Origin of the sequence: Bradyrhizobium sp., assembly GCF_019242285.1 — a bacterium.
In the GTDB taxonomy this organism is placed as follows: Bacteria; Pseudomonadota; Alphaproteobacteria; order Rhizobiales; family Xanthobacteraceae; genus Bradyrhizobium.
On sequence record NZ_JAFAVV010000876.1, the window covers coordinates 1 to 24,427 of the forward strand.

General features: G+C 64.9%; 23 protein-coding genes and 2 pseudogenes. 14 read left to right on the plus strand and 11 right to left on the minus strand.

What is annotated here, in order from left to right:
- The 3 genes and pseudogenes from JOY90_RS35955 to JOY90_RS35965 all read right to left on the minus strand — a co-directional run.
- Positions 1 to 506, minus strand: a pseudogene (locus tag JOY90_RS35955) (O-antigen ligase domain-containing protein); the annotation flags it as partial.
- Between the two features lie 41 nt (positions 507 to 547).
- Positions 548 to 2,062 (minus strand): undecaprenyl-phosphate glucose phosphotransferase, encoded by a 1,515-nt coding sequence (locus JOY90_RS35960; protein ID WP_291695857.1) that lies wholly within the window; start codon positions 2,060 to 2,062, stop codon positions 548 to 550.
- A gap of 181 nt (positions 2,063 to 2,243) precedes the next feature.
- Positions 2,244 to 3,392 (minus strand): glycosyltransferase family 4 protein, encoded by a 1,149-nt coding sequence (locus JOY90_RS35965; RefSeq protein WP_291695858.1) that lies wholly within the window; start codon positions 3,390 to 3,392, stop codon positions 2,244 to 2,246.
- Positions 3,393 to 3,634: 242 nt separating this feature from the next.
- Here JOY90_RS35965 and JOY90_RS35970 point away from each other — a divergent pair, with 242 nt between their 5' ends.
- Positions 3,635 to 5,800: an exopolysaccharide transport family protein gene (locus JOY90_RS35970; RefSeq protein ID WP_291695859.1), complete on the plus strand. Its 2,166-nt coding sequence runs from the start codon at positions 3,635 to 3,637 to the stop codon at positions 5,798 to 5,800.
- 14 nt (positions 5,801 to 5,814) lie between these two features.
- On the opposite strand, the gene JOY90_RS35975 is transcribed toward JOY90_RS35970, so the two are convergent.
- The gene (locus JOY90_RS35975; protein WP_291695837.1) at positions 5,815 to 6,999 is read right to left on the minus strand and encodes a GNAT family N-acetyltransferase; all 1,185 of its coding nucleotides are present in this window, start codon (positions 6,997 to 6,999) and stop codon (positions 5,815 to 5,817) included.
- A 124-nt stretch (positions 7,000 to 7,123) separates the two neighbouring features.
- Between JOY90_RS35975 and JOY90_RS35980 the strand changes: the two genes are divergently transcribed.
- A complete protein-coding gene (locus JOY90_RS35980; RefSeq protein WP_291695838.1) occupies positions 7,124 to 8,173 on the plus strand; it encodes a polysaccharide deacetylase family protein in 1,050 nt (349 codons plus the stop codon).
- A gap of 883 nt (positions 8,174 to 9,056) precedes the next feature.
- On the opposite strand, the gene JOY90_RS35985 is transcribed toward JOY90_RS35980, so the two are convergent.
- Entirely contained in the window at positions 9,057 to 9,263 is a 207-nt protein-coding gene (locus JOY90_RS35985; protein WP_291695839.1) for a DUF2842 domain-containing protein, read from the minus strand.
- 120 nt (positions 9,264 to 9,383) lie between these two features.
- Here JOY90_RS35985 and JOY90_RS35990 point away from each other — a divergent pair, with 120 nt between their 5' ends.
- The gene (locus JOY90_RS35990) at positions 9,384 to 10,475 is read left to right on the plus strand and encodes a COX15/CtaA family protein (RefSeq protein ID WP_291695840.1); all 1,092 of its coding nucleotides are present in this window, start codon (positions 9,384 to 9,386) and stop codon (positions 10,473 to 10,475) included.
- Positions 10,476 to 10,642: 167 nt separating this feature from the next.
- Here the strand turns inward: JOY90_RS35990 and JOY90_RS35995 are convergent, their stop codons facing one another.
- From JOY90_RS35995 to JOY90_RS36010, 4 genes are all read right to left on the minus strand, one after another.
- Positions 10,643 to 10,969 carry a hypothetical protein gene (locus JOY90_RS35995; protein WP_291695841.1) on the minus strand — a complete coding sequence of 109 codons (327 nt, stop codon included), beginning with the start codon at positions 10,967 to 10,969 and terminating at the stop codon, positions 10,643 to 10,645.
- A gap of 140 nt (positions 10,970 to 11,109) precedes the next feature.
- On the minus strand, positions 11,110 to 12,390 hold the full coding sequence (locus JOY90_RS36000) for an O-acetylhomoserine aminocarboxypropyltransferase (protein WP_291695842.1): 1,281 nt from the start codon (positions 12,388 to 12,390) through the stop codon (positions 11,110 to 11,112).
- Positions 12,391 to 12,624: 234 nt separating this feature from the next.
- Positions 12,625 to 13,209: a CoA-binding protein gene (locus JOY90_RS36005; protein ID WP_291695843.1), complete on the minus strand. Its 585-nt coding sequence runs from the start codon at positions 13,207 to 13,209 to the stop codon at positions 12,625 to 12,627.
- Between the two features lie 109 nt (positions 13,210 to 13,318).
- A complete protein-coding gene (locus JOY90_RS36010) occupies positions 13,319 to 14,143 on the minus strand; it encodes an enoyl-CoA hydratase (protein ID WP_291695844.1) in 825 nt (274 codons plus the stop codon).
- A gap of 70 nt (positions 14,144 to 14,213) precedes the next feature.
- On the opposite strand from JOY90_RS36010, the gene JOY90_RS36015 reads away from it, so the two are divergent.
- The 3 genes from JOY90_RS36015 (at position 14,214) to JOY90_RS36025 (ending at position 15,588) form a co-directional block, all read left to right on the plus strand.
- Positions 14,214 to 14,363, plus strand: a complete 150-nt coding sequence (locus JOY90_RS36015; RefSeq protein ID WP_291695845.1) for a hypothetical protein — start codon at positions 14,214 to 14,216, stop codon at positions 14,361 to 14,363.
- Positions 14,364 to 14,605: 242 nt separating this feature from the next.
- Positions 14,606 to 14,980 carry a hypothetical protein gene (locus tag JOY90_RS36020; RefSeq protein WP_291695846.1) on the plus strand — a complete coding sequence of 125 codons (375 nt, stop codon included), beginning with the start codon at positions 14,606 to 14,608 and terminating at the stop codon, positions 14,978 to 14,980.
- 128 nt (positions 14,981 to 15,108) lie between these two features.
- On the plus strand, positions 15,109 to 15,588 hold the full coding sequence (locus tag JOY90_RS36025; RefSeq protein ID WP_291695847.1) for a hypothetical protein: 480 nt from the start codon (positions 15,109 to 15,111) through the stop codon (positions 15,586 to 15,588).
- On the opposite strand, the gene JOY90_RS36030 is transcribed toward JOY90_RS36025, so the two are convergent.
- The gene (locus JOY90_RS36030) at positions 15,585 to 16,064 is read right to left on the minus strand and encodes a hypothetical protein (protein ID WP_291695848.1); all 480 of its coding nucleotides are present in this window, start codon (positions 16,062 to 16,064) and stop codon (positions 15,585 to 15,587) included. The genes JOY90_RS36025 and JOY90_RS36030 overlap by 4 nt on opposite strands.
- A gap of 539 nt (positions 16,065 to 16,603) precedes the next feature.
- On the opposite strand from JOY90_RS36030, the gene JOY90_RS36035 reads away from it, so the two are divergent.
- The 6 genes and pseudogenes from JOY90_RS36035 to JOY90_RS36060 all read left to right on the plus strand — a co-directional run bounded on the left by JOY90_RS36035 (position 16,604) and on the right by JOY90_RS36060 (position 20,444).
- The gene (locus JOY90_RS36035) at positions 16,604 to 17,326 is read left to right on the plus strand and encodes a hypothetical protein (RefSeq protein WP_291695849.1); all 723 of its coding nucleotides are present in this window, start codon (positions 16,604 to 16,606) and stop codon (positions 17,324 to 17,326) included.
- A gap of 62 nt (positions 17,327 to 17,388) precedes the next feature.
- A pseudogene (locus JOY90_RS36040) lies at positions 17,389 to 17,624 on the plus strand (PaaI family thioesterase); the annotation flags it as partial.
- Between the two features lie 158 nt (positions 17,625 to 17,782).
- Positions 17,783 to 18,247: a 50S ribosomal protein L13 gene (gene rplM, locus JOY90_RS36045; protein WP_291695850.1), complete on the plus strand. Its 465-nt coding sequence runs from the start codon at positions 17,783 to 17,785 to the stop codon at positions 18,245 to 18,247.
- 1 nt (position 18,248) lies between these two features.
- Positions 18,249 to 18,725, plus strand: coding sequence for a 30S ribosomal protein S9 (rpsI, locus tag JOY90_RS36050; RefSeq protein WP_291695851.1), 477 nt, complete (start codon positions 18,249 to 18,251; stop codon positions 18,723 to 18,725).
- 221 nt (positions 18,726 to 18,946) lie between these two features.
- Positions 18,947 to 20,161 carry a GGDEF domain-containing protein gene (locus JOY90_RS36055; RefSeq protein ID WP_291695852.1) on the plus strand — a complete coding sequence of 405 codons (1,215 nt, stop codon included), beginning with the start codon at positions 18,947 to 18,949 and terminating at the stop codon, positions 20,159 to 20,161.
- Between the two features lie 49 nt (positions 20,162 to 20,210).
- Complete coding sequence (locus JOY90_RS36060) at positions 20,211 to 20,444, plus strand: hypothetical protein (protein WP_291695853.1); 234 nt, start codon at positions 20,211 to 20,213, stop codon at positions 20,442 to 20,444.
- Between the two features lie 25 nt (positions 20,445 to 20,469).
- Here JOY90_RS36060 and JOY90_RS36065 read toward each other — a convergent pair whose 3' ends face one another.
- Positions 20,470 to 21,594, minus strand: a complete 1,125-nt coding sequence (locus JOY90_RS36065; RefSeq protein WP_291695854.1) for an AI-2E family transporter — start codon at positions 21,592 to 21,594, stop codon at positions 20,470 to 20,472.
- A gap of 225 nt (positions 21,595 to 21,819) precedes the next feature.
- Between JOY90_RS36065 and JOY90_RS36070 the strand changes: the two genes are divergently transcribed.
- Together JOY90_RS36070 and JOY90_RS36075 are read left to right on the plus strand one after the other, a co-directional pair.
- Positions 21,820 to 22,593: a gamma-glutamyl-gamma-aminobutyrate hydrolase family protein gene (locus JOY90_RS36070; protein ID WP_291695855.1), complete on the plus strand. Its 774-nt coding sequence runs from the start codon at positions 21,820 to 21,822 to the stop codon at positions 22,591 to 22,593.
- 646 nt (positions 22,594 to 23,239) lie between these two features.
- Positions 23,240 to 24,241 carry an SPFH domain-containing protein gene (locus JOY90_RS36075; RefSeq protein ID WP_291695856.1) on the plus strand — a complete coding sequence of 334 codons (1,002 nt, stop codon included), beginning with the start codon at positions 23,240 to 23,242 and terminating at the stop codon, positions 24,239 to 24,241.
- The last annotated feature ends 186 nt before the right edge of the window (positions 24,242 to 24,427 follow it).

The following is a 24,427-nucleotide window of genomic DNA, read 5'->3' on the forward strand; positions in this document are numbered from 1 at the left end:
AGCACGTTCGGGTCCTTGAAGGTGCCGCGCGCGCGCTCGTAGAGCGTGAGCAGGTCATGGCCGCCGGGGACGAGGTTGAAATAGCCGCCGATCGCCGCCAGCGCCGCGATCATGCCGCCGACGATCAGCCCGCGCCGCAGCATGTCGAGCCGCGCCGCCGTATCCTCCGCGATCACCATCGCGAGGAAGATCACGGTCACCGCCATGTACCAGGACGTCGCGATCCAGCTTGCGACGTTGGGATCCTCGAGCAGCGGGACGGCGCTGATGCTGTAGCCGAGATTGAGCGCCGCCAGCAGCAGGATCAGCGGCATGAACATCAGCCGGAGGCGCAGCCTGGTGGCGAAGAACAGCACGATCGCCGTGAGCGTCACCAGCTCGTAGGGGCTCGGCTCGACGAATACGATGGCGATCGAGGCGCCGGCGAGCCACACCAGCGCGCGTTGCAGCGCGAGCACGCCCGGCGCTGACGAGGATTCTTCCCCGGCCGTTGCCGCATACGCCATCATGGGCTCATCAACTCACGCAACGCGACAGGAATTGCCACTCAATAAGCATTCTCGTTCTTGGTCATCAGCGCGACCGGCGTCTTCAACAGGATGTAGGTGTCGAACAGCACCGACCAGTTCTCGATGTAATAGAGGTCGAACTCGACGCGCTTCTGGATCTTCTCCTCATTGTCGATCTCGCCGCGCCAGCCGTTGATCTGGGCCCAGCCGGTGATGCCCGGCTTGACGCGATGTCGCGCGAAATAGCCGTCGACGGCCTCGTCGAACAGCCGGCTCTGCAGCTTGCCTTGCACCGCATGCGGCCGTGGGCCGACCAGGGAGAGGTTGCTCTTGAACACGACATTGAAGAGCTGGGGCAGCTCGTCGAGGCTGGTCTTGCGGATGAAGCGCCCGACCCGGGTGACGCGGGGATCGTCCTTGGTGACGACCCTGGAGGCGTTCGGGTCGGCCTGGTGGTGATAGAGCGAGCGGAACTTGAGGACGTCGATGCGCTCGTTGTTGAAGCCGAAGCGCTTCTGGCGGAACAGCACGGGGCCCGGGCTGTCGAGCCTGACGGCCAGCGCCACCAGCGCCATCACCGGCAGCGCCAGCACCAGGATCAGGCCGCCGACGAGATGGTCGAACAGCCATTTCATCACCAGGTCCCAATCGGTGATCGGCGCCTCGAACACGTCCAGCGTCGGCACCTCGCCGAGATAGGAATAGGAGCGGGGACGGAAGCGCAGCTTGTTGGTGTGGGCGGACAGGCGGATGTCGACCGGCAGCACCCAGAGCTTCTTCAGCATTTCCAGGATACGGCTCTCCGCCGAGATCGGCAGTGCGAACAGCACGAGATCGACGCGGGTGCGGCGGGCGAACTCGACGATGTCGTCGACCTTGCCGAGCTTCGGACTGCCCGCGCAGGTTTCGAGCGCGCGGGTGTCGTTGCGGTCATCGAACACGCCGAGCACGTCGATGTCGGAATCGACCTGGGTCTTGAGCGCCTGCACCAGCTCCTCGCCGCTGTGATCCGAGCCGACGATGATGGTGCGCCGGTCGAGCCGGCCCTGGCGCGCCCATTGCCGCACCAGCGCGCGCATGGCCAGGCGTTGGGCGATCAGAGCGGCAAGGCCGACGAAGAAGAAGGCCGACAGCCAGACCCGGGAAATCTCGCCACCGAGCTTGGCAAAGAACGAGACGCCGATGAAGAGCAGGAAGACGAAGGCCCATGACGAGATCATCAGCGTCGATTGCCGGAGCTGGCCGCGGAAGACCTGGACCTGATAGATGTCGGCGGCCTGGAAGCAGATCACCGCGGTCGTGGTGATCCCCAGGATCGCCGCGACATATTCCCACCGGAAGCCGGACAGCGGCACCGCATAGGCGAAATAGAGCGCGATGCCGATGATGCTCAGCATCACGAAATCGACCAGGCGGACGACGCCGGCGATCACGATCGGCGAATAGGCTGGCCGTACCTTCTGGTTGACGATCGCGAGCGCGGCCTGCGACAGGCGGCGGCGTCGCTCCAGCGGCGGTGCTGTGGCTGCGGCCGACGCCGCGGCGTCGAACATGGTGTGTGCGTCGATCGTTTCCACTGTCGTTCCCGGCCTGTCGGTGCACCGGTGCGCCCTGTAATCTAAGCCATCGGGGCGCAGAGGCGGTATTCCCCAACCAGGGGTTTAGCGAGTAAATCGGAAGAAATGGTTAGCTTGGTAAATGAGAGTCAGCATTTCATTGCCCTGTTCGTTGCAGTCAGCGAGGCCGAGCATCGGCCTGTAGCAGCGCATCGCGGTAGCCTGCCATCACGCCATCGACCATCGCCTTTTGCGAGAAGTGGATCAGGATGCGTTCGCGCAGCGACCGGGCGCGCACCTGCGTCGCCGCCGGCTCGTCCAGCGCGCTCTCGATCGCATCCGCAATCGCACCCGGGATGCCGGAAGCGAACAACGCGTCATTGTGCAGGCCGAAGATTTCGGGAATGCCGCCGACATTGGCCGCGACCATCGGCATGCCGGCGGCGCCCGCTTCGATCACGACATAGGGCATGGAGTCGCCGCGCGAGGGCACGACCAGCAGCTTGCCCTTGGAGAAGCCGTAGCGCGCCTTGACGTGCCCGATGAAACGCACCGAGTGCGTCAATCCCAGCCGTTCGACCTGGGCCTTGAGCGCGGCCATCTCCTCGCCGTCGCCGGCGAGCGTCAGCGTCAGCGGCCTGCCGTCGGCATGCAGCCGCGCCACCGCGTCGACCAGCAGGTCCGCGCCCTTGATATGCCTGAACTCGCCGACATAGACGACGTCGGTGGCGTCAGGGGCGGGCGCGACGACATCGAATTCCTCGGCGGTGACGCCGTTGAAGACGCAGCGCACCTGCGCGCGGGGCAAGCCGACGGTGCGCTGATAGGTATCGCGGGCGAACGCGCTCTCGAACAGGAACAGGTCGGTGCGATCCATCAGCGCGCGTTCGAGGTAGCTATAGAATTTGCCCTTGAACGTCGTGAGCGGGTAGTGCAGCGAGCCGCCATGCGGCGTGTAGACCCGGATTGCGTCCTGCGGCGCGGTGCCGAGGCGAACGAGGGCCCCGGCCTTCGCACCATGGCCGTGCAGCACGTCGGGTCCGAGCTGCCGGACCAGGCGCCGGAAGCGCAGCCATACCAGGGCATCCGCGAAGGCAGGCTCGCGTTGGATCGCAAAGCGATGGACGCCGAGCGTCAGGCGTGGTCCGATCTCCGCCAGCGCCTCCGCGGCGCGCGCGCCGCCGGTCAGCGTATCCGCGACGATGCCGACATGATGGCCGCGCTCGACCTGGCCGTTGGCGAGGTCGAGGATGTGACGGAAGATGCCTCCGACCGGCGTGCGCACCACATGCAGGATGCGAAGCGGCTTGTCCGAGGGCGGCGGCATCGTCAGCACCGGTGTTAGCCGAAACGAACGGTTGATGTCGGCGGGCACGTCCAGCATCTGAAATCCAGCAGAATTGTTGAGTCGAATTAACGGCTTTCGTCGTTAACAAAGCATGAGATTGCTCGATTCTCGCCGACTGGTCGCCGTCGATTTGTCGGAATTAACCGGCCGGCAACCATAATCAAGTGTAATCGCCGCGGATGAGACGGGGTCGCAGCGTCCGCGGGAGTTGTGCGATGCGTATGGCATTGTTGCGTTGGATCAGGGGGGCGGCGCAGATTGCGGCCGCCGCCAAGCCGAAATCTGCGCCGGCCCCGGTCAAGCCGGCTGCGACGGTTGCCTCCGGCGACCTCGATCTTCGCGCGCTTGGTGAGGCGCTGTCGCGCAAGCGCCGCTTCATCATCGTTCCGACGGTGATCGTCGCCGCGTTGTCCATCGCTGCCGTCAACCTCGTCACGCCGCGCTACAGGTCGGAAGCGCGCATCCTGATCGATGGCCGCGAGAACGTGTTCCTGCGGCCGAGCGGCGAGCGCAACGAGGAGCGGGCCGCGCTCGACGCCGAGGCGGTGACCAGCCAGGTGCAGCTCGTGCTGTCGCGCGAGCTCGCACGCCAGGTCATCAAGCAGAACAAGCTCGCCGAATTGCCCGAGTTCGATCCCGTGCTGCGCGGACTGTCGCCGCTGCGCTCGCTGCTCGCTTTGTTCGGGATCGCCCGCGATCCGTTCTCGATGACGCCGGAAGAGCGGGTGCTGGATTCCTATTTCGACCGCCTGACGGCCTATGCGGTCGACAAGTCGCGCGTCATCGTGGTCGAGTTCCAGTCGCAGGATCCGGAGCTCGCGGCCCAGGTCGTCAATTCGGTCGGCGAGAACTACCTGGTGCTGCAGCAGAGCGCGCGGCAGCAGCAGGCGCGGTCGGCGAGCCAGTGGCTGTCGGGCGAGATCGAGAATCTCCGCCACAAGGTGGCCGATGCGGAATCGCGGGTCGAGGATTTCCGCTCCAAATCGAGCCTGTTCGTCGGCACCAACAACACCACGCTCTCGAACCAGCAGATGGGCGAGCTCAACACGCAACTGAACAATGCGCGGGCGCAGAAGGCCGATGCCGAGACCAAGGCGCGGCTGATCCGCGAGATGCTGCAGAGCGGCAATCCGATCGAGGCGTCCGAAGTGCTCAATTCCGAATTGATGCGGCGGCTGTCCGAGCAGCGGGTGACGCTGCGGGCGCAGCTCGCGGAGCAGTCGTCGACGCTGCTCGACAATCATCCTCGCATCAAGGAATTGAAGGCGCAGCTCACCGATCTCGACCGGCAGATTCGCGATGAAGCCGGCAAGATCTCGCGCTCGCTCGAGAACGATGCGCGCATCGCCGGCGGCCGGGTCGACAGCCTGAATGCGAGCCTGGATCAGTTGAAGAAGCAGGCGTCCTCCAGCAACGGCCAGGACGTCCAGTTGCGGGCGCTCGAGCGCGAGGCCAAGGCGCAGCGTGATCTCCTGGAATCCTATCTGGCGAAATACCGCGAGGCCACCACGCGTGAGAACATCGAGGCCGGCCCGTCGGACGGCCGCATCATCTCGCGGGCGCTGGTCTCGAATACGCCGGCCTATCCCAAGAAGCTTCCGATCGTGCTGATCGCGACGCTGGCCACGCTGCTGCTGGCGACCGGCATCGTCGTCACCGGCGAGCTGCTCGGCATGACGGCGCCGGGCGCCTCCCGGCTCGCATCCACGGACGCGATCGATCCGAGAGCGGAGCCGATGATCGAGGCGGCGCCCGAGCTCGTGCCGAGCGAGCCGATCGCCGCCGAGCCCGCCGAGATCGAGCAATTGGCGACGGTGCTGCGTGGCGAGGGCGCGAACGCCCACAAGATCACGGTCTTGGGGACCGCGCCGGGCGAGGGCCTCGCCGCAACGGCGTTGAGACTGGCGCGGTTGCTCGCGCAGGACGCGCGAACGGTGCTGGTCGACCTTGCGGCGGCTGCGCCCGTGATCACCGCGGCATCCGTCGATCCCGACGCGCCCGGGCTGGCTGAGCTGCTGCAGGGCGAGGCGTCGTTTGCCGAGATCATCACCAAGGATGGCCGGTCGCGGGCGCATCTGGTCAATGCGGGACGGCCCGGCTTTGACCGCAACCTCTTGAAGTCGCCGCGGCTGACGCTCGCGATCGATGCGCTGCTGCGGGTCTACGACCATGTGCTCCTGAATGCCGGAACCGCGTCCGATCTTCCGGCGGAGCTGTTGACCGCAGGGGCGCGGGCGGTGGTGGTGCCGGCGCCTGCGATGGCGCCGGACGCCCGCGCGGCGCTGTGCGAGCAGCTCGAGGCGGTCGGCTTCTCGGTCGTGACCATGCTGGACAAGCCGGTGGACGACGCCGACGAGCCGCGGCCCGAGGTCGAAGCCGCCGCCTGATCTGGTTCTGCGGATCAGCCGAATCTGTGCCGCAGCTTTTGCGCGAGGTCGAGCAGGCGCTGGTTCTGCTTGACCAGGTGCTTGCCGCGGGCCACGACCGACATCGCCGTGGCCGCGACCCTGCCGCGGCCGCTCAGCGCAACAAAACTGTCGAAGATCGGCTCGTCCAGCTTGCAGAACAGCCGCTTGTATTCGTCGGTGCCGATGCCGAGATCGAGCGCCCGAAAGCCGCGGCCGGCGTAGTGGTCGACGATGTTGCGGAGCAGGATCAGGCCCGGGCTGAAACGGGAATGCTCCGACAAAGTGTAGGTGTTGAACATCATCGAGAACCGATGTCCGTCGGCGACGCCGGCGAACAGGGCAATGACTTCCTCGTCGCATGCGAGGGCGTGGACGTCGACGACGCGCTTGCCATCCGGTGATGTCGCCCGCGAGATGTCGCGGATGAAGTCCTCGACACCGGCGTCGGCGAACACGTTGGGGAGCTTGTGCTCGGCCATCCGCAGCGGCTTGACGCGGAAGAACCAGTCGAGCAGGCGGCCGATCTCGGCCTCGTCGCTGGCGATGAGGTAGCGATAGCCCGGCAGCGCCTGCAGCTTGCGCTCCTTGCTCTTCAACCGCCGCCGGAACGAGTTGCTGATCAGCTCCGCCGGCGCGGCTCCGGGCGCAATGGTCATGACCGGGCAGCCATTGATCGAGGGCTGATGCGACAGCGCGGTGAACGGGTTGACCAGGTCGCGCCAGCGCTGCGGCTGCCGGGTGAGCGAGAGCGCGTCGGCCGCGCCGCGCGCGCGCAGGCCCGCCAGCAGCGCGTCGAGATCGGCGGCGGTCGCATGGCCTGCGAAATCGCGGTCCCACAGCGCCATGTTGAAGGTGGTGTGCTTGCCGCCCATGAAGGAAGCGGTGCGGACGCCATGGTCGCGGCGGAGCGTGAGCGGCAGCAGCAGGAGCGGTCGCCGCTCCGCGTCGCTGGCGACCACGATGAAGGGCGAGGCCTGCTCGCGCTCGCCGACATGCCGCTGCCAGGCGGCGAGAAAGTCGAAGCGCTGATAGGGCGTGGAGAACTGTTCCCCACCTTCCAGGGTGCGCCAGACGGCCTCGGCCTCGCCGAGATCGCCGATGATCTCGACGCGCGCGATCCGGCCTGCCGGCGACCGCACCTCTGCCGTCCGGCTCCCGATCGCGGCAGCCATTGTCATGTTGAACCTGTCGGACAGGGAAAAATTTGCAATTCTCGACTTGCGCCGACCTTTGCAAAGAAGTGTCAACAAAGGGTAATGAGATGCGCCGCGCACCGACACGATCGTAGCGAGAGACGAGAAGTTGCCGTCCGACGACAGTTTGTTGACCAGCCTGAAGCTCGAGCTTGCCTATTTCTCCGGCCGCGCCTTCTGGCCCGGGCGCGACACCGCCAGCGCCGGCGCGATCCTGCGGTTCCAGCGGGTGCGGCCGCGGCGTCCAGGACGGTTTCAGCCGCTGAAGCGGAACGAGATCACGCCGCGATTTCTCGACCGCACCATCCGCGCGTTGAGGCGTTGGAGGTACGACATCGTCGGCATCGACGAGGCGTGCCGCCGCGCGGTGATCCTGGAGCAGCCGCGACGCTTCGTTTGCCTGACCTTCGACGGCGTCGACAAGGGACTCCTCACCTGGGCCCATCCGGTGCTGTCGCGCCATCGCGTGCCCTTCACCGTCTACGTGCCGACGGCGTTTCCCGACGGGCTCGGCGAAGCCTGGTGGCTGGCCCTGGAGGCGATCATCGCGCGCGAGAACCGCATCAGCCTGATGATCGACCGCCAGGAGCGGCATTTTGCGGTGGCGACCACCGCGGACAAATACGAACTCTACGAATTCCTCAGCGGCTGGCTCCGCCGGCTCGCGCCGCCGGAGCTGACCGCCGCCATCAACGACCTGTGCAGGCGCTATTCCGTCGATCTCGCCGCGCTGTCGCGCGAGGCTGCGATGGACTGGGCCGACCTCGCCAAGCTCGCCGCCGACCCGCTGGTGACGTTCGGCTGCGCGACCGTGAACTTTCCCATGCTGTCGAGCCTGAAGGATGCCGCCGCGTTGCGCGAGATGACCATGGGCCGCGCGGTGGCCGAGACGGCGTTGCGTCGCGAGGTCAGGCATTTCGCCTATCCGTTCGGCGACCGCGACAGCTTCCGCCGCGCGCATGTGGTGATGGCGGAGCAGGCGGGATTTGCCAGCGCGGTGTCGGCGATACCGGGCGTCGTGGAATCGGCAGGCCGCACCAATTTGCGCGCACTGCCCCGGATCGACTGGGACGGCCGCCGGCACTCGCTGCGTGCGATGCGCGTGCTGCTGGCCGGCGGCCTGTTCGCGCCGGTGCAGCCGACGCGACGGCCGGAGTGAGCACAAGAGGGCGCGCGACGGGCAGCGACGGGTAGGGTGGGCTAAGGGGCGAACGCGCATGGCGCAGAGCAACGTGCCCGCCATTGTCTCGGCGGCGTCGCTCTGGAATGGTGGGCACGCTTTTTCCTTTGCGTGGCGGGCTTCGGTGCGAGGGCCGCTTTGCCCACCCTACGGAGGCGAGGCATACGTTGGCCTTCTCGCGACGAGATTCGTCCGAGTTTTGCAAAAACATCGCCCTCGAAATCGCAGAGGGCGCAGGGAATGCCGGGTGGTTCAGCCTCACCCATGGCCCCCGTGCAGCAAGTAAGCACGGGGCAGGAACCACAGGTTCAGCCGAAATCACCGGCATTCCCTGCGCGATGGTGTTAACGCTTATGCCGTGCTCTCCTCGGGGAACGGGCTTTCTTGCCCCCGTCGCTCTTCGGATCATCACCGAACAGCTTAGCGCCAGCGTCGCGGCGCCAGGACCACACGTTTTCGCCGTCCGCGACAGCGCGCTCGTCTCGCGCACCGCCGCGTCCATCGCATCCCGCCTCCCACGTCCGTGACGATCGCGAAGCGCCCCTCCGATGGAGGCGGGACGGGACGATATAGACATTTTTCTGAAAAAAAGAAAGAGGAATTTTCGCGAGACATGCGGAGGTCGGCCGCATCGATTTGAATGCGCTCGACAAATTTCGGTTTTGGCGCAGGCGGTTTGGCGGCCTGAGACGCCGGCGCCGAGACTGAAGTCCGGATTCACTCCGCTGATTCGGCCTCGTCAGTGTTTGATGAAGCAAGCGTAGCCGGGCGAGCGTAGCGATATCCGGGTTTTCCGACACGTCGTCCCGGACGGCGAGACGCTCATCCGGCCGCTGCTGCGGCGGATTGCGCTAGGCACCGATCACCGGCCGGGCCGCGACATCCAGCTCACGATCGGCATCGCGGGCAGCAGCCAGCCCATGCCGGCGACGACGTAGAAGATCGCCTGGGCGATGCCGGAACTCGCCAGCCATGGCGTCTGCGCGACCGTCATGCCCAACAGCGCCCAGACCAGGAGCAGGAACAGCAGCAGGATGGCGCCGAAGAATTTGCGGGTGCGGATGGTCATGGTGACGGGAATGTGGCGCTCACGGCCGCGGCTTGCATGCCGGAGCGGCCGGACTATAAGGGGCGCGCAAATCCATTCAAGCTAAGGATTGCAAGCTCAGGATTGCAAGCTCGGGGTTTGATGACCGCCATTCCGGAACAACAGCCATCGTCGCTTCGCGCCGTTCGCGCGTGGCTGCTCGTCGTGGCGGCGCTGATCGCGCTGATGGTGCTGGTCGGCGGTGCGACGCGGCTGACCGAGTCGGGGCTGTCCATCGTCGAATGGAAGCCGGTCACCGGCGCGCTGCCGCCGCTGAGCGACGCGCAGTGGGAGCAGGCGTTCGACGCCTACAAGTCGATCCCGCAATACATCCAGCTCAATTCCGACATGACGCTCGCGGAGTTCAAGACGATCTTCTGGTGGGAATGGAGCCACCGGCTGCTCGGGCGCGTGATCGGCGTGGTCTATCTGCTGCCGTTCCTGTTCTTCCTCTGGCGCGGCGCCTTGGCGCCCGAACTGAAGCGGCGGCTGTGGTTCATCTTCGCCCTCGGCGCGCTGCAGGGCGTGGTCGGCTGGTGGATGGTCGCCTCGGGCCTGTCGGAGCGGACCGAAGTCTCGCAATACCGGCTCGCCACCCATCTGGTGCTGGCGCTGCTGATCTATGCGGCGATCGTCTGGACCCTGCGCCGGCTCGATGGACGGCCGCCCATGGTGGCGCCCGCACGGCTCAGACTGGCGAGCACGGTGCTGGTCGGGCTGACCTTCGTGCAGCTCCACCTCGGCGCGCTGGTCGCCGGCCTGCGCGCCGGCCTGATGTACAACACCTGGCCCGAGATCGACGGCGGCTTCGTGCCCTCGGCGGCGCGGCTGTGGTACGAGGCGCCGTGGTGGCGCAATCTGTTCGAGAACGCGCTGACGGTGCAGTTCGAGCACCGCATGACCGCTTACGTGCTGTTTGCGCTGGCGGCGTGGCACATGTTCGATGCGATCCGCTCAGGCGCGGGCGACGCCGCCGTCAGCGGCGCGCGATGGCTGGCCGCCGTGATCACGCTGCAGGCGACGCTGGGCATCCTCACGCTGCTCTACCAGGTCCCGATCGTGCTCGCACTGGCGCATCAGGCGGTCGCCATCGCCGTGCTGACGCTCGCGGTGCTTCAGGCCGAGCGGCTTGCGCAACGGCGGGCGCGTGTGGAGATGCAGCCGCTCTCCATGGTGTTCAAGCAGACCGGTTAGGCATGTCGCCGTGAGCCGTAGGGTGGGCTAAGGCGCGCGAGCGCCGTGCCCACCATCATCACGACAGCACGGCTTCAAATGGTGGGCACGCTCTTACCTTCGTGCGGCGGACTCATGTGCACATGGCCGCTTAGCCCACCCTACTGATCTCGACGCAGCAGGATAAATCAGCAATAGCCGTAGATGCCGCAGGCGTAGGGCAGGCGGAGCAGGTAGCTGGGATTGGGACCGCCGTAATAGGCGCCCTGATACTCATAGTCGAAGGGGCGGCCGTAATAGCCTGGCAGGGTCGAGGAGCCGAGCAGGATCGGTGTCGTCGGCAGCGAGGGCGAGATCAGCGAGTCTGGATCCGGCATGGCCACGGCTCGGGGCTCGCGGTGGCCGACGGCCATCCTCGCCTTGACGTGAGGTTTTGGGATGGCGAGCTGATCGGCGGCGAAGGCGGTGCTGCCCGCGGCGGCCACGATCAGGATCGGCAACAACCAGCGCAGCATCGTGTCCTCGCCATCACCAGCGTCTCAGTTCGCCCCACATTCTCCCGAACGTGGTAAATGAAAGGTTAAGCTGGCGCGGCTCGCCGATGCGGGAGCGCGCAATGGGCTCCCGCGTCGATCGCTGAGCTAACGGATGAGGATCAGGCCGAAAGCGCCTGCTCCAGGTCCGCGATCAGGTCGTCGCGGTCCTCGATCCCGATCGACAGCCGCACGATGTCCGGGCCGGCCCCGGCCTTCACCTTGGCGGCGTCGTCGAGCTGGCTGTGCGTGGTCGAGGCCGGGTGGATCACCAGCGAGCGGGTGTCGCCGACATTGGCCAGATGCGAGAACAGCTTCAGGTTCGACACCAGCTTGACGCCGGCGTCATAGCCGCCCTTCAGGCTGAAGGTGAACACCGCGCCCGCGCCTCGCGGACAATATTTGCGGGCGACGTTGTTGTACCTGTCGCCGGGCAGCCCGGCATAGTTCACCGCCGCGACCGCCTTGTGGCCTGAGAGATATTCCGCAACCGCCTTCGCATTGTCGCAGTGCTTCTGCATGCGCAGCGGCAGCGTCTCGATGCCGGTCAGGATCAGGAAGGCGTTGAACGGCGACAGCGCCGGCCCGAGGTCGCGCAGGCCGAGCACCCGGCAGGCGATCGCGAAGGCGAAATTGCCGAAGGTCTCCTGGATCCTGATGCCGTGATATTCCGGCCGCGGCTCGCTCAGCATCGGGTATTTGTTGCCTTTCGACCAGTCGAAGGTGCCGGCATCGACGATGATGCCGCCGATCGAATTGCCGTGGCCGCCGAGGAATTTCGTCAGCGAATGCACGACGATGTCGGCGCCGTGGTCGATCGGCTTGATCAGATAGGGCGATGCCAGGGTGTTGTCGACGATCAGGGGCACGCCGGCCCTGCGGGCGATCGCGGCGATCGCCTCGATGTCGGTGACGGTGCCGCCGGGATTGGCGATGGATTCGATGAAGATCGCCTTGGTGCGCGGGCTCAAGGCCGCCTCGAAGCTACCGACGTCGTCGGTATCCGCCCAGACGACGTTCCAGCCAAAACTCTTGAAGGAATGGGTGAACTGGTTGATCGAGCCGCCGTAAAGTTTTCGCGCGGCGACGAATTCGTCGCCGGGCATCAATAACTGCTGGAGCGTGATCACCTGTGCAGCGTGGCCGGAGGCGACCGCGAGCGCCGCGGTGCCGCCCTCGAGCGCCGCGACCCGCTCCTCCAGCACCGCGTTGGTCGGGTTGCCGATGCGGGTATAGATGTTGCCGAACGCCTGCAATCCGAACAGCGAGGCCGCATGGTCGGCGTCGTTGAACACGAAGGAGGTGGTCTGATAGATCGGCGTCGCGCGCGCGCCGGTGGTCGGGTCCGGCTGCGCGCCGGCATGCACGGCGAGGGTCGAAAATCCCGGCAAACGATCGGTCATACGGTTTCCTTTGATGAATTGATCGAGGCTTTTGGAGCAGGAGGCAGCCCGTCGCCAAAAACGATGCATGAAACCGGCGGCTTATAGTCGAGGCGGTACCGGCTCGCCTCCTCTCTGGGGAGGACCATTGCGTCCGCGAAAAGCACCCGTCAAGGCTACTCGCGACGACCGCCGGATTTTGCAACGGGCCCGCTTCGCTTCGTCGCGCGCGCGACACGATCCTTTCGCGATATGTCAGGAAAGCTCACTTTTGTTTTTCGCGGCGCGGTCGGAGGCCGCGGTGGCGCCGCCGCCGACGCTGGTCCGGTTCAGCGACAGCCGCATGCCCTGGGTCGGGATCGGCGCGCGCTTGGCGCTGATGGTACGCGAGTTGACGCCCATCCACGAGATTTCCGACGACAGCCGGCCGTATTCGATCTTCGGGCAGCGGTTCATCACGACCCTGATGCCGGCGGCTTCCGCCTTCGCGGCGGCGTCATCGTCGCGCGCGCCGAGCTGCATCCAGATCACCTTCGGCAATGGATCGAGCTGAAGGGCCGCGCCGACCACCGGCATGATGTGGGCCGAGCTGCGGAAGATGTCGACCATGTCGATGGGGTGACCGATGTCGGCGAGCGAGGCGACGAAAGGCCGGCCGAGCAGGCTCTTGCCGACATGGCCCGGATTGACCGGGATCATGTCGTAGCCGCGCTGCACCAGGTACTTGAAGGCGAAGTAGCTCGGGCGCACCTCGACCGGCGAGGCGCCGACCATCGCGATCGACTTCACGCCGTTGAGGATGCTTCGGATGTAGTCGTCGGAATAGGTGTCGTGATTCATCTCGTTGTCCTTCAATCCTCATGGTGAGGAGGGAAGCGTCTCGAACCATGAGGCCCCAGTCGGGCCTGCATCCTTGGAGACGCCGCTTCGCGGCTCCTCAGGATGAGGATCAGCAATCCCGCCATTTCGGCGCGCGCTTCTCGATGAAGGCGCCGATGCCTTCCTCGGCGTCGCGTGCCAGCATGTTCTCCGTCATCACCTCGGCGGCATAGCGATACGCGTCCGCAAGACTCATCTCCGCCTGGCGGTAGAACGCCGCCTTGCCGATCCGCACCGTGTGCGCGGATTTCAGCACGACCTTCCGCGCCAGCGCGATCGCGGCGTCGCGCTCGGTGCCGGCGGTGACCACGCGGTTGACGAGGCCGATGTCCTTCGCGGTGGTGGCCGAGATCGCTTCGCCGGTCAGCAGCATTTCCAGCGCCCGCTTGCGCGGCACGTTGCGCGACAGCGCCACCATCGGGGTCGAGCAGAACAGGCCGATGTCGACGCCGGGCGTAGCAAACGTCGCGGCATCCGAGGCGACCGCGAGATCGCAGCTCGCGACGAGCTGGCATCCGGCCGCGGTGGCGACGCCCTGCACGGCGGCGACCACGGGCTGTGGCAGCTGCACGATCGCCTGCATCATCGCGCTGCAGGCATTCATCAACGCGGCGAAATAGGCCCGCCCGCGATCGGCATCACCGCGGCGCGCCGTCAATTCCTTCAGGTCGTGGCCGGCGGAGAAGGCGGGGCCATTGGCGGCGATCACGACGGCGCGAACGCTCTTGTCGTCGGCGATCTCGTCGAGCGCGGCATGCAGCTCCGCGATCAGCGCCTCCGACAGGCTGTTGCGCGCGGCCGGCCGGTTCAAGGTCAGCACCGCGACGCTGCCGGTCTGCTCGCGCAACAGGTTCGGCGGCGGGGGCGTGGCGGCGAGGGGGGCGTGGCTGGGCATCGGCGCGTCCGTTTGAGCTGTCCTCGCAATGTAGTGTAACAGGGCCCGCGGGGCGAGAGCAGGGAACGGCATGACGGTCGCGAAAATGAGCGTGGCGGAGCTGGAGAGGTTCCTGCATCGGGACCGGATTGCCACAATTGCCCTCGATTTCCCCGAAGATTTCGGGGTTTCCCATGCCTTACCACCATGGCCTACCATCAAACGGGCAATCGCGCCGTGACTGGCACGGGAGGTTTGACCGACCCGCAGAAGTAGTCGGTTAAACGGGTATTTACCCCGGGTTCTCCCGGGTCTTTCCAACACAAAGCGAACACAGACTCTACGGACAAAGATCCCATTCGAATCAGGTTGGGGATCAAAATGCGGAAACTATCATCGGAACCCAAGACGTCGAAACCGAAGCAAAGGCGTAAGCCCGAACCGGTGGCTCTTCCACCGCCGCCATCGTTGAGGCAGTGGCCCGTGCGTAGCATCGCCGCATCTGTAGCGGTCGTCGTGATCGTGGCTGTCTTTTCATTTGCTGGCCGGGGCACGTATGTTGCCGACATTCCAGGTGGTGGGCGCATCGTGGTCGCGCATAATGATCCGCCGGCCGTGCAGGCTCCTCCGACCATGCAGGCCGCGCCGACTCCGCCCAGCATATCGAACATGTGGCTTCTCGGGCCGAATCGTCCCGAATCGGAAACCGTGCCTGAGCAGAGACGGGCTGCGGCGATTCATATCTCGCCCAACGCGGTGGGCGGAAGCCTATCGAACGTTCGCCTCTTCGGCTTCCCGAACGTTTTGCTCGATGAGGGCAAAGGATCGCGGATAGACAATTTCGAAGCCTACCGCTGAAGACGTGCGGCGAGCGGGAAAGAGGAGGCCGGCGGGGAAAACGCACACATCTCCGCATCCGCCTCCCGGGCGGATTAACGCACCACGGGGCACGCTAGGGCCGCTGGCGGGCATTTCAGGGGAAGGTTATGGAAGATGTCGAGGAAGTTCGGCGACGTTACCGGCCGGAGCGTGTGGCGACTCTTTTCCTCGGCGAGTCGGCTCCGGCGTCGGGTGATTTTTTCTATCTCGGCAGGAACGCGATGACGACGCATATGCGCCGCGTTCTGATGCCGGAGGCCACGACGGATAAGGTTTTTTTGGCCGGCTTCAAAACGCGCGGATGGTATCTCGACGATCTGGTTTTGATCCCAATTGACAAGATGGCGCATGGCGAGCGGCGGGCGCATTGGGTGCGGTCGCTGCCGAGCTTTACTGCGCGGCTTGCCGAGTATCGGCCGGCTGCCGTCGTCACCTTGCTCGCGGGCATGCACGCGATCGTGCTCCGCGCGGTCCGCGAGGCCGGACACGAGATGCCGGTTCATTCCGTGCCGTTCCCCGGGCACGGAAATCAGGGACGCTTTCGCGCAGAGCTTGGCGCGCTTCTGCCCATCCTGCCTCGGGTCTAGTGCACGATCTCAGACTCGGCGTTCTCCTGTCGCTCCTCCTCCTGTGGCTTTCGTTCGCCGAGCGTGGCGTATGCCTCCGCCGACATCGCGTGAAGCTCGGCGATCACGGCGGCAATGAGCTTGATCCGGGCGGCTGGGTCCGGCTCGCGGTTGATGAGCTGGCAGACGGTTCGGCATGCGGCCTCGGCGGTTGGCCTTGGCTTGACGCGAGTCTTGTCGTCTCTGCCCGTACGGGTTCCAACTGCGGAAAATTCCGCACCTGCCTTGCGGGCTGCGGCCACGGTCTTGTCGGATAGGCCGATGGCCTTGGCGATGGCGCGGTCTGACATCTCAGGGTTGGCCTTGACTGCCTCGGCGGCCCGCATGCCGGCGCGGATGTAGACCGCATCCGGGGGGCAGTCGCACCCGGCGGTGCCGGTGGCGCCGCAGGCGGAGCGTTCGAGGAGTCGGGCGGCCCGATCGTTCATACCGCGCATCAGCGCGGCTCATCGCGACGAGAGCGCGGCAGACCTGTCAATGCAGCCGCACGTGCCTGTCAATGCAACGTAACTAATCGTTGCTTTCGCCGCGCGAGCCCTTATTCGGCATGTGGCGCACGGGAGGTGCCGAGGATGAACACGAGCGCGAGGCGGGGCAGGACTAGCCGCGCGGCGTCACCCGGAACGTCTGCACCGCCGTCGTCTGCACGGTGTCGGGACATTCGATGACCACGCCGACCATGTTGACGACCCGGGCGGGCGCGAGCTGCTGTTTGCTGACGTCAGGAGCGCTTTGCGGGTCACAGCTGTGGGGCGCGGGTTCACAAGGCTTTGATCGCGATCGAGGTAGGCAGCTCGTGTCGAGTTCATTCGGTTGATGAACCGGACTCTCAGGTCGAACGACAGACTGTCGAGTCGCATAAGCGAATTTGAGCAGGCGTTTTTTTCAAGAATGCGAGGCGGACGAAAAAGTCACGGGCGCGAGCCATGAACGACTTCAGATAGAAAGGGCCGCCTGCAGGTCTCGGAGAGAGATGATGGATTGGCCCGTTATCGGCACTGTATCGGCAACGATACTGGTTGCAGGCGCGGTGACGTTCGAAGTCGTCGAGTTCATGCAACCGGACCCGGCGCCAATCAGGCCGCTGCCTCAGCTCGCCAGACTGATCGGACCTGAGCGCGTTGTCCTGGACGAAAGCCTGCTGCCTCCACTCACGACGCCGATCGAGCGTGATCGCATTCCCCAGAACGCAAGCCCGCCGCCTGCGCTCGCGAGGCTGACCGAGCCCCATCGCGCTCCCCAGAGCGAAAGCCTGATGCCTACCGATCCTGAGCCGGCGGCGCCGAGGCCTGGGAAAGCCTCGATTGCGTCGGCATTGGCAAAATCGTCGCCGTCGGGCGTCGTGTACACTGCGCCGCCGCCGAGCGAATTCAAGACAGCCAAGCTCACCTTACCCGAGCAGCAGCCCCGCCTCGAGCAATGGCGAGTCATTGTGACCGCCGGTGCAACTTATTTCAATCTTGGTGGCCATGTCGACCGGGCCGGGATCGTCGATGAACTCGCCAGCAGCCATCTCCGGGAGATGCTCAAAGCCCACCGAAACTTTCCACGACTTCCGCCCGAGCTGCGGACACATATTCTGACGCAGAATATCAGCCTTCCGAAACTCGCACCGTATCGCGGCCTCCTCGGCATGAACGACAAGACCCTGGAGGAAGAACAGGCCATCAGGTTTGTAAGGGTAACGAACAATCGATAGTCTGATGCAGAAGGGCTTGGCGGATCGAGCAGAAGGCGTGATCCGCCGCCGTGGCTGGCGACAACCGCCGCTAGCTGCGTCCGGGCGGCACGATCTCATTGATGGCGCTGGCTGATTACGCGATGTTCGTCGTGCTGTTGTCGGCGATCGGGCCGGTGGGGCTCGCCGTGATCGCATCCGCAAAACTCCTGAAGCTCCGGCAAGCGGCTGGCGGTCGGCGAGGTCAGCCTGACTCTGGACGCATCGGTCGAGCCGATTTGCACACGTGACTGCGACCTATTCCATTCCAAAAACGTGACTTTTGGTCGGGTGTTATAATACCATATTTATAATCATTTGATTTTGCTGCGCTATTTTTTCGTGACGAACGTTGACGCGCGGGGCAGGTATCTTTAAGAAACCGCGCAGTTCGGGTTCGCCTTTCGCGCCCGAGTTTCCCCTTTCACGGATCGGACCATGAAAACCTTTTCGGCCAAGCCCGCCGAGGTGACGAAGAAATGGGTGGTGATCGACGCCAAGGGCGTGGTCGTCGGCCGTCTCGCCACCATCGTCGCCATGCGACTGCGCGGCAAGCACCTGCCCACCTACACCCCGCATGTCGATTGCGGTGACAACGTCATCATCGTCAACGCCGCGCATGCGGTGCTCACGGGGCGCAAGCGCGAGCAGAAGGTGTACTACAAGCACACCGGCTATGTCGGTCACGTCAAGGAGCGCACGGCGCGCCAGATCCTCGAAGGACGTTTCCCCGAGCGCGTGGTCGAGAAGGCGATCGAGCGCATGATTCCGCGCGGGCCTCTGGGGCGCGTGCAGATGGGCAATCTGCGCGTCTATCCAGGCGCGGAGCATCCGCACGAGGCGCAGAATCCCGAGAAGCTCGACGTCGCCGCAATGAACCGCAAGAACATGAGGGCCGCATAACATGGCCGAAAGCATCCAGTCGCTCGATCAGCTCTCGCAGCTCAAGCCCGCCGCACCGGAAGCGCCGAGATACGTCAAGAAGGTCGACAAATACGGCCGCGCTTACGCTACCGGCAAGCGCAAGGACGCGGTCGCCCGCGTCTGGGTCAAGCCCGGCACCGGCAAGATCTCCGTCAACACCCGCGACGTCGAAACCTATTTCGCCCGTCCGGTGCTGCGCATGATGATCCAGCAGCCGCTGGTCGCCGCGGCCCGCGCCGGGCAATACGACGTGATCTGCACGGTGGCCGGCGGCGGCCTCTCGGGGCAGGCCGGTGCGGTGCGTCACGGCCTCTCGAAGGCACTGACCAATTTCGAACCGGAACTGCGCGGCGTCTTGAAGAAGGGCGGCTTCCTCACCCGCGATTCCCGCTCGGTCGAGCGCAAGAAGTACGGCCGCGCCAAGGCGCGCAAGTCGTTCCAGTTCTCGAAGCGCTGATCGCTTCGCTACAATTTGCCGCAAATGCGACGATGGGAAAGGGCACGGGTTTCGTGCCCTTTTTCTTTACACGCTCGCGGAAAAGTTGAGGCAGTTTTGGCTGAAAAATTGGTCGCACGCGCAACGGATTCCGAACGCGGCGCATCTACATTGCCTTGGTAAACGCGGGCAAACGTTATCAGGCCGATCCGGCTACCCCGTATTAACACCGAAGGTGGTCGATGCCGCTGGACAGTATGACGCTTTACTTCGTCGCCGCTTTGATCGCGGCGCTGCTCGGGGCGATGCTGCTGTCGTTCGGCACGCAGGAGAACAACCCGGCGCTGAAATGGTGGGGCGCGGCCTACCTGGTCGGCGCGGCGTCGGTCGCGTGCTGGACCAGCGCCGGGCAGTTGCTCGGCGATGTGCCCTTCGCTCTGCTCAATTCGGCCGGCTTCATCGCCTGTGGCATGGTGTGGACCGCCGCGCGCGTCTTTCATGGCCGCAGGCCGAGCTTCCCGGGACTGGTGCTGGGTGCGGTCGCCTGGATCGCGATGACGGTGATGCTTGATCCGCACGCTGAAGCGATGCGGATGACGATCGGCGCATTCATCGTCGCAGTCTATGCGGCGCTGACCGCCGCCGAATTGTGGGCCGAGCGCCGCAGGTCGCTGAAGCGGCGCTGGCCTGCGATCGTGGTTCCCGTGCTGCACGGATTCGTGCTGCTGCTGCCCGTGCTGCTCGGGAGTTTCCTGCAGTCGACCGACGACCAGTTCGCCTCCAGCATCTGGGTCACGATCTTCGCGGTCGAGCTCGTGCTCTATGCGATCGGCACCGTATTCGTCATCTTCATGCTGGTGTCCGAGCGGACGGTGACGGCGCACAAGAAGGCGGCATCGACGGATCCTCTGACCGGGATGCTCAACCGCCGCGGCTTTGCCGAAGCCTGCGCGCGCGCGATCGAGCGCGAGGCGAAAGCCGAGCGCCCCGTCACCGTGATGATCTTCGACATCGACCACTTCAAGGCCATCAACGATCGTTTCGGTCATGCGACCGGCGACGAGATCCTTAGACTGTTCTCCACCGTCGTGGTCGACAATCTGCGCATCAGCGATCTTTCGGGACGGGTCGGCGGCGAGGAATTCGCCGCGCTGCTGCCGTGCTCGCTGGAGGAGGGGGTGCTGGTGGCCGAGCGTGTGCGCGAGGCCTTCGCCAATTCCGGCGTGGTGCTCGACGACGCCCCGGTCGAGACCACCGTCAGCATCGGCGTCGCCGGCGGATCCGCCGGCATCGAACTCGAAGTGCTGCTGGCGTCAGCCGACGCCGCGCTCTATCAGGCCAAGCGAAGCGGCCGCAACCGCGTCGAGGCCGCGGTGGAGTTGCCGCTGTCGCTGGAAAAGCTCCGCAGGAATACCGGCATCTTGGCCGCTTCCAAGCCGGGCGTCACGCCGGCCTGAGGCGGATGGTTAACGGGTCGTTAACCGGTCTGCCGCTAGGCTCATCCGCATGAGTAAGCCAAATCGCGGGGCTCAGACGGCCCTTCTGTCGCTCGAAGCCGACGCCGCATCCGCCCGCGGCGGGTTCGCCTGCATGTTCTCCACCGCCGACGAATACGAGACCGCTCTCATCGCCGAGCGGCGCGCGCAGGGACGATACGGCCGACCGTTCGGTCCGTGGCCGTTCGTCATGTTCGTCGGCTGCGCGATGGTCGTGAGCGGGATGGTCATGCTCTGGCTTTGAGCGAGCCGCAAATGCGTTCCGCGTTTCAGGCCGTCTCGGCCTGCGCCTCGCCCGACTTGAAATAGTCGACGACGACCTTGACGATCGCGAGCAGCGGCAGCGCCAGCGCGAGCCCCCAGATCCCGAACACCACGCCGAGGAAGATCTGCACCGCAAACAGCGTGGCGGGAGGAATGTCCAGCGCCTGGCGCTGCAACAGCGGCGTCAGGACAAAACTCTCCAGCGCGTGAACGCCGAGGAACAGGACGAGCGCGCTCGCGGCGGCGACCCAGCCCGAGGCGAGGCTCGCCAGCACGACGATCAGGCCCGCGATCAGCGCGCCCACGGTCGGAATGAAGGCGAGCAGGCCGGCCTGGATGCCGAGAATGAACGAACTGGGGATGCCGATGATCGCCAGCCCGATCCAGGTCACGGCGAACACCGCGAACATGACGATGATCTGTGCGATCAGCCACCGCTCCAGCGTTTCGCTGATGCGATCGAGCACGACGGTGGCGGAGCCGCGATGGCGCGCCGGCGCCAGGAACAACAGTCCTCGATAATAGACCCCGGGCTGCGCCGCGAAGGCGAGCCCGAGGAACAGCAGGATGAAGACGTTGCCGATGGCATTCACGGTGCCGAGCAGCAGCTTGAAGGTCTGCCCGACGATGGCGCCGCCGCTCGAGGCCAGCGTGCTGGCGCCGGGAAATTCGCGCGGCGGGTTCTTCTCCGCGTTCTGTGCGTTTCCGGAATCCGTCGATGCCGCGGCGGCATTGTTGAGATTGAAGTAGCTCGTGTCGATGCCGTGCTGGTCGAGGAAGGATTTGACGTTCACGAGCTGCGACTTGATCGTGTTGCTCAGCACCGTGGCCTGCTGGGCGATGGTGGCGCCGCCGAGCAAGATGACGCCCGACAGCAGCGTGGCCAGCACCAGACAGACGATCACGAGCCGCACCGGATGCGGCAGTTGAACGACCTGGCCGAGCCGTTCGGACATCGCGGTCAGCGCGACCCCGAGCAGCATGCCGGCGAAGATCAGAAACAGCGTCGCGGCATATTCCCGGGCGAGGCTCAGTCCCGCCGCGAACAGCACGACGCCGATGCCGCCGACCGCGATGGCCCACGCCAGGTCGTTACGCGCCACGAGGCGCCGGTCATCCGCTGCCGCCACGGTGATTCCCGATCCGCAGTTCAAGGGCTCACTGTTTCGCCAAACCTGCCCCGGATCAAGCCCGTCGCCCAGAGGCGGCGCCTGCTGCGACGCTTCGGCGCAACGAGGCGGAGGAATGAATCCGTTGCAGGGCTGGGGGGCCTTGGAAGAAGGTTCCAAAATGTTGATCCCGTGGAGACCGAAGGGCATGATAAGGCTTTAACGAACCTCGGGATTCGGAGAAGCATGAGGAGAAAGCCGGTCGTTGGCGTGATCGGGAACGCCTATCGCATCGAAAACCGTTTCACGACCCAGATGGTCGGCGAGCGCAACCTGCGCGCGGTGGCCGAGGTGTCGGGCGCGCTGCCGCTGATGTTCGCCGGCGCCCCCGAGATCACCGACGTCGGCGCGCTCTTGGACGTGGTCGACGGAGTCGTGCTGACCGGCGCGCGTGCCAACGTCCATCCGACCCGCTTCAACGCCAAGCCGGATGTCAAGCACGAGCCCTATGACATCCATCGCGACGAGGTGGCGCTGAGGCTGTCGGAGGCCTGCGTCGCCCGCGGCATTCCGATCTTCGGCATCTGCCGCGGCCTGCAGGAGATGAACGTCGCCTTCGGCGGCTCGCTGCATCCGGAGATCCGGGAAATCCCGGGCCGCATGAACCATCGCATGCCCAGGCTCGAGAACGGCGAGATCCATCCCGATCCCAGGGTGATCTTCGCCGATCGCCACGAGGTCAGCCTGACGCCCGGCGGCGCGTTCGCGACGATCCTCGGCTGCGACAAGATCAGGGTCAACTCGCTGCACGGCCAGGGCATCCTCGAGCCGGGCAAGCGGGTCGTGATCGAGGGTATCGCCGAGGACGGCACCATCGAGGCGATCCGGATCGCCGACGCGCCCGGCTTCGCGCTCGCCGTGCAGTGGCACGCCGAATACGACCCGCAGCGCAACCCGATCAACCGCGCACTGTTTGAGGCTTTTGGCGAGGCGCTGGCGGAGCGCGAGCGCGTTTCGTAACGCGTGTCCGTGATTTGCTCCACTTCCCGAAGCGGGTTTGGGCCCCCAAGCAGTCGCTGCTGAAGCGCGGTGGTTCTCGCGCGACCGCACCGCTCGTGTGCCTCTTTCAGTGTGTCGTTAATTGCGCATTGTTCTTGTATCCGTGCTGCTTCTCGCCTTTCCCGTATTGGTTCGTCGCCAGTTGCAGCGAGCGACTCGGCCGAGACCCTGATAAGGCGCTACGGTCAGGCACTTTCTTGCGACGTACTCCGCCAAAATTTGCGCATTGCGGCTCCCCAAAATTTCCCTTTATTCGCAAGCACTCCCAAAGCTGACGCAGCGAAAATGAGCAGACGGCTCGGCGACACCATCAAATTGCCGTTCAGAAAACTGAATTCGATTTTACGCGAGTTCGAGCAGTTGGGGACGAGAAGCGATGATCTGCGCTCAACTTCCGCGGGATGGAAGCGCCAGCACGTCCATGGACTCGTGCCGCGAGGCGTTCCGCATGTCGACGCCGGCGCAGAGCAAACCGAGGCCGTCCGGCGGCGCCTGTTGATCATGTTAAGATTTCCAGAAGCTGTTGATCCGTGTCGCCGTTCCGCTGTGCGAGATGGACCTGTGGTGCGTTGCTGCCGGTGGTGCGGCGACCAGAAACGGAGTTCTCATGCTGATTCCCGAAGGTGCTTTGATTGGATTCGCCGCATGGTTTTTTGTGCGTTTCATTCTGACGGGCTTCTTCACGGTCGACCCGAATGAGCGTGCGGTCAAGACTGTCTTTGGGCGCGCGCGGCGACTTGGCGCCGCCACCACTCTCGACACAGCCTTGGCCGATTTGATGAGTCCCGACGAGCGCCAGCGTTACGTCTATCCTCAGGTGCGAGTGATCGGCTCGGGCGGACCATATTTTAAGTGGCCTTGGGAGCGTGTTTTCAAAGTCTCGGTGGCGACCGAGACCATCAACATGGCGAAAGATTTCGACGACCCAAGCGCCAACAGCAACGGCACGGTCTTGCAAGCGGTGACCAAGGATCAGCTTGATACGGGACTCGAAGGTCAGATTCGCTACCGGGTCTCGGACGCCAACCTCTATGCCTATCTCTTTGGAGTCAAAAACCCCATTGGGCACGTGATGGCCTATTTCGTGTCGGTGGTGCGCGAACGCATTGCGGACTTCGAGGCACCAAAGCCCAAACCCGCAACCGGCGCCGATCGCCAAGGGGCAACCGAGGAGATGAGCGCCATGGCCGGCATATCGATCAACGACATCCGCAAGCATATGGGGTCCCTCAACGAAACGATGGAGCATGAATGCCGTTCGGCCGAGGCGCGATATGGCGTCGTTCTCGATGCCTCGCTGATTACGGGCATTGAACCACCTGGCGAAGTCGAACCGGCGCTTGCCGCAATCAACACGGCCCATAACCAAGTATCGTCCGACATCAGCCTTGCTCATGCAAGGGCGGATCAGCGGATCGTCGAGTCGCGGCGGGCAGTCGAAATCGAGACACTCAAAGCGCAGACCGAGGTATCGCCGCTAGTAGCGCTCGCCGAGCAATTGACCACACTGAAACAGCATGGGCCCGATGTCCTGCAAACTTATATGCGAAATGTGCGGTTGGGACTCTATGCAAGAGCACAGCACGCGATCGTTCCGGAAAAGCGCTGACGGAGGACGGGCAATGGCGGAATTCTGGATAACGGTGGGCCTGGTCTTCGTTCTGCCGTTCGTGACAGAGGCGCTCATCACCCTCCTCGTTCGATTATTCGGCATTTGTGCGATCGTCCGTGAGCGGACCTGCCATGTCTACGTGCTGTTTGGACGGGTCGTCGGCATTCTCGACAAGCCGGGCTT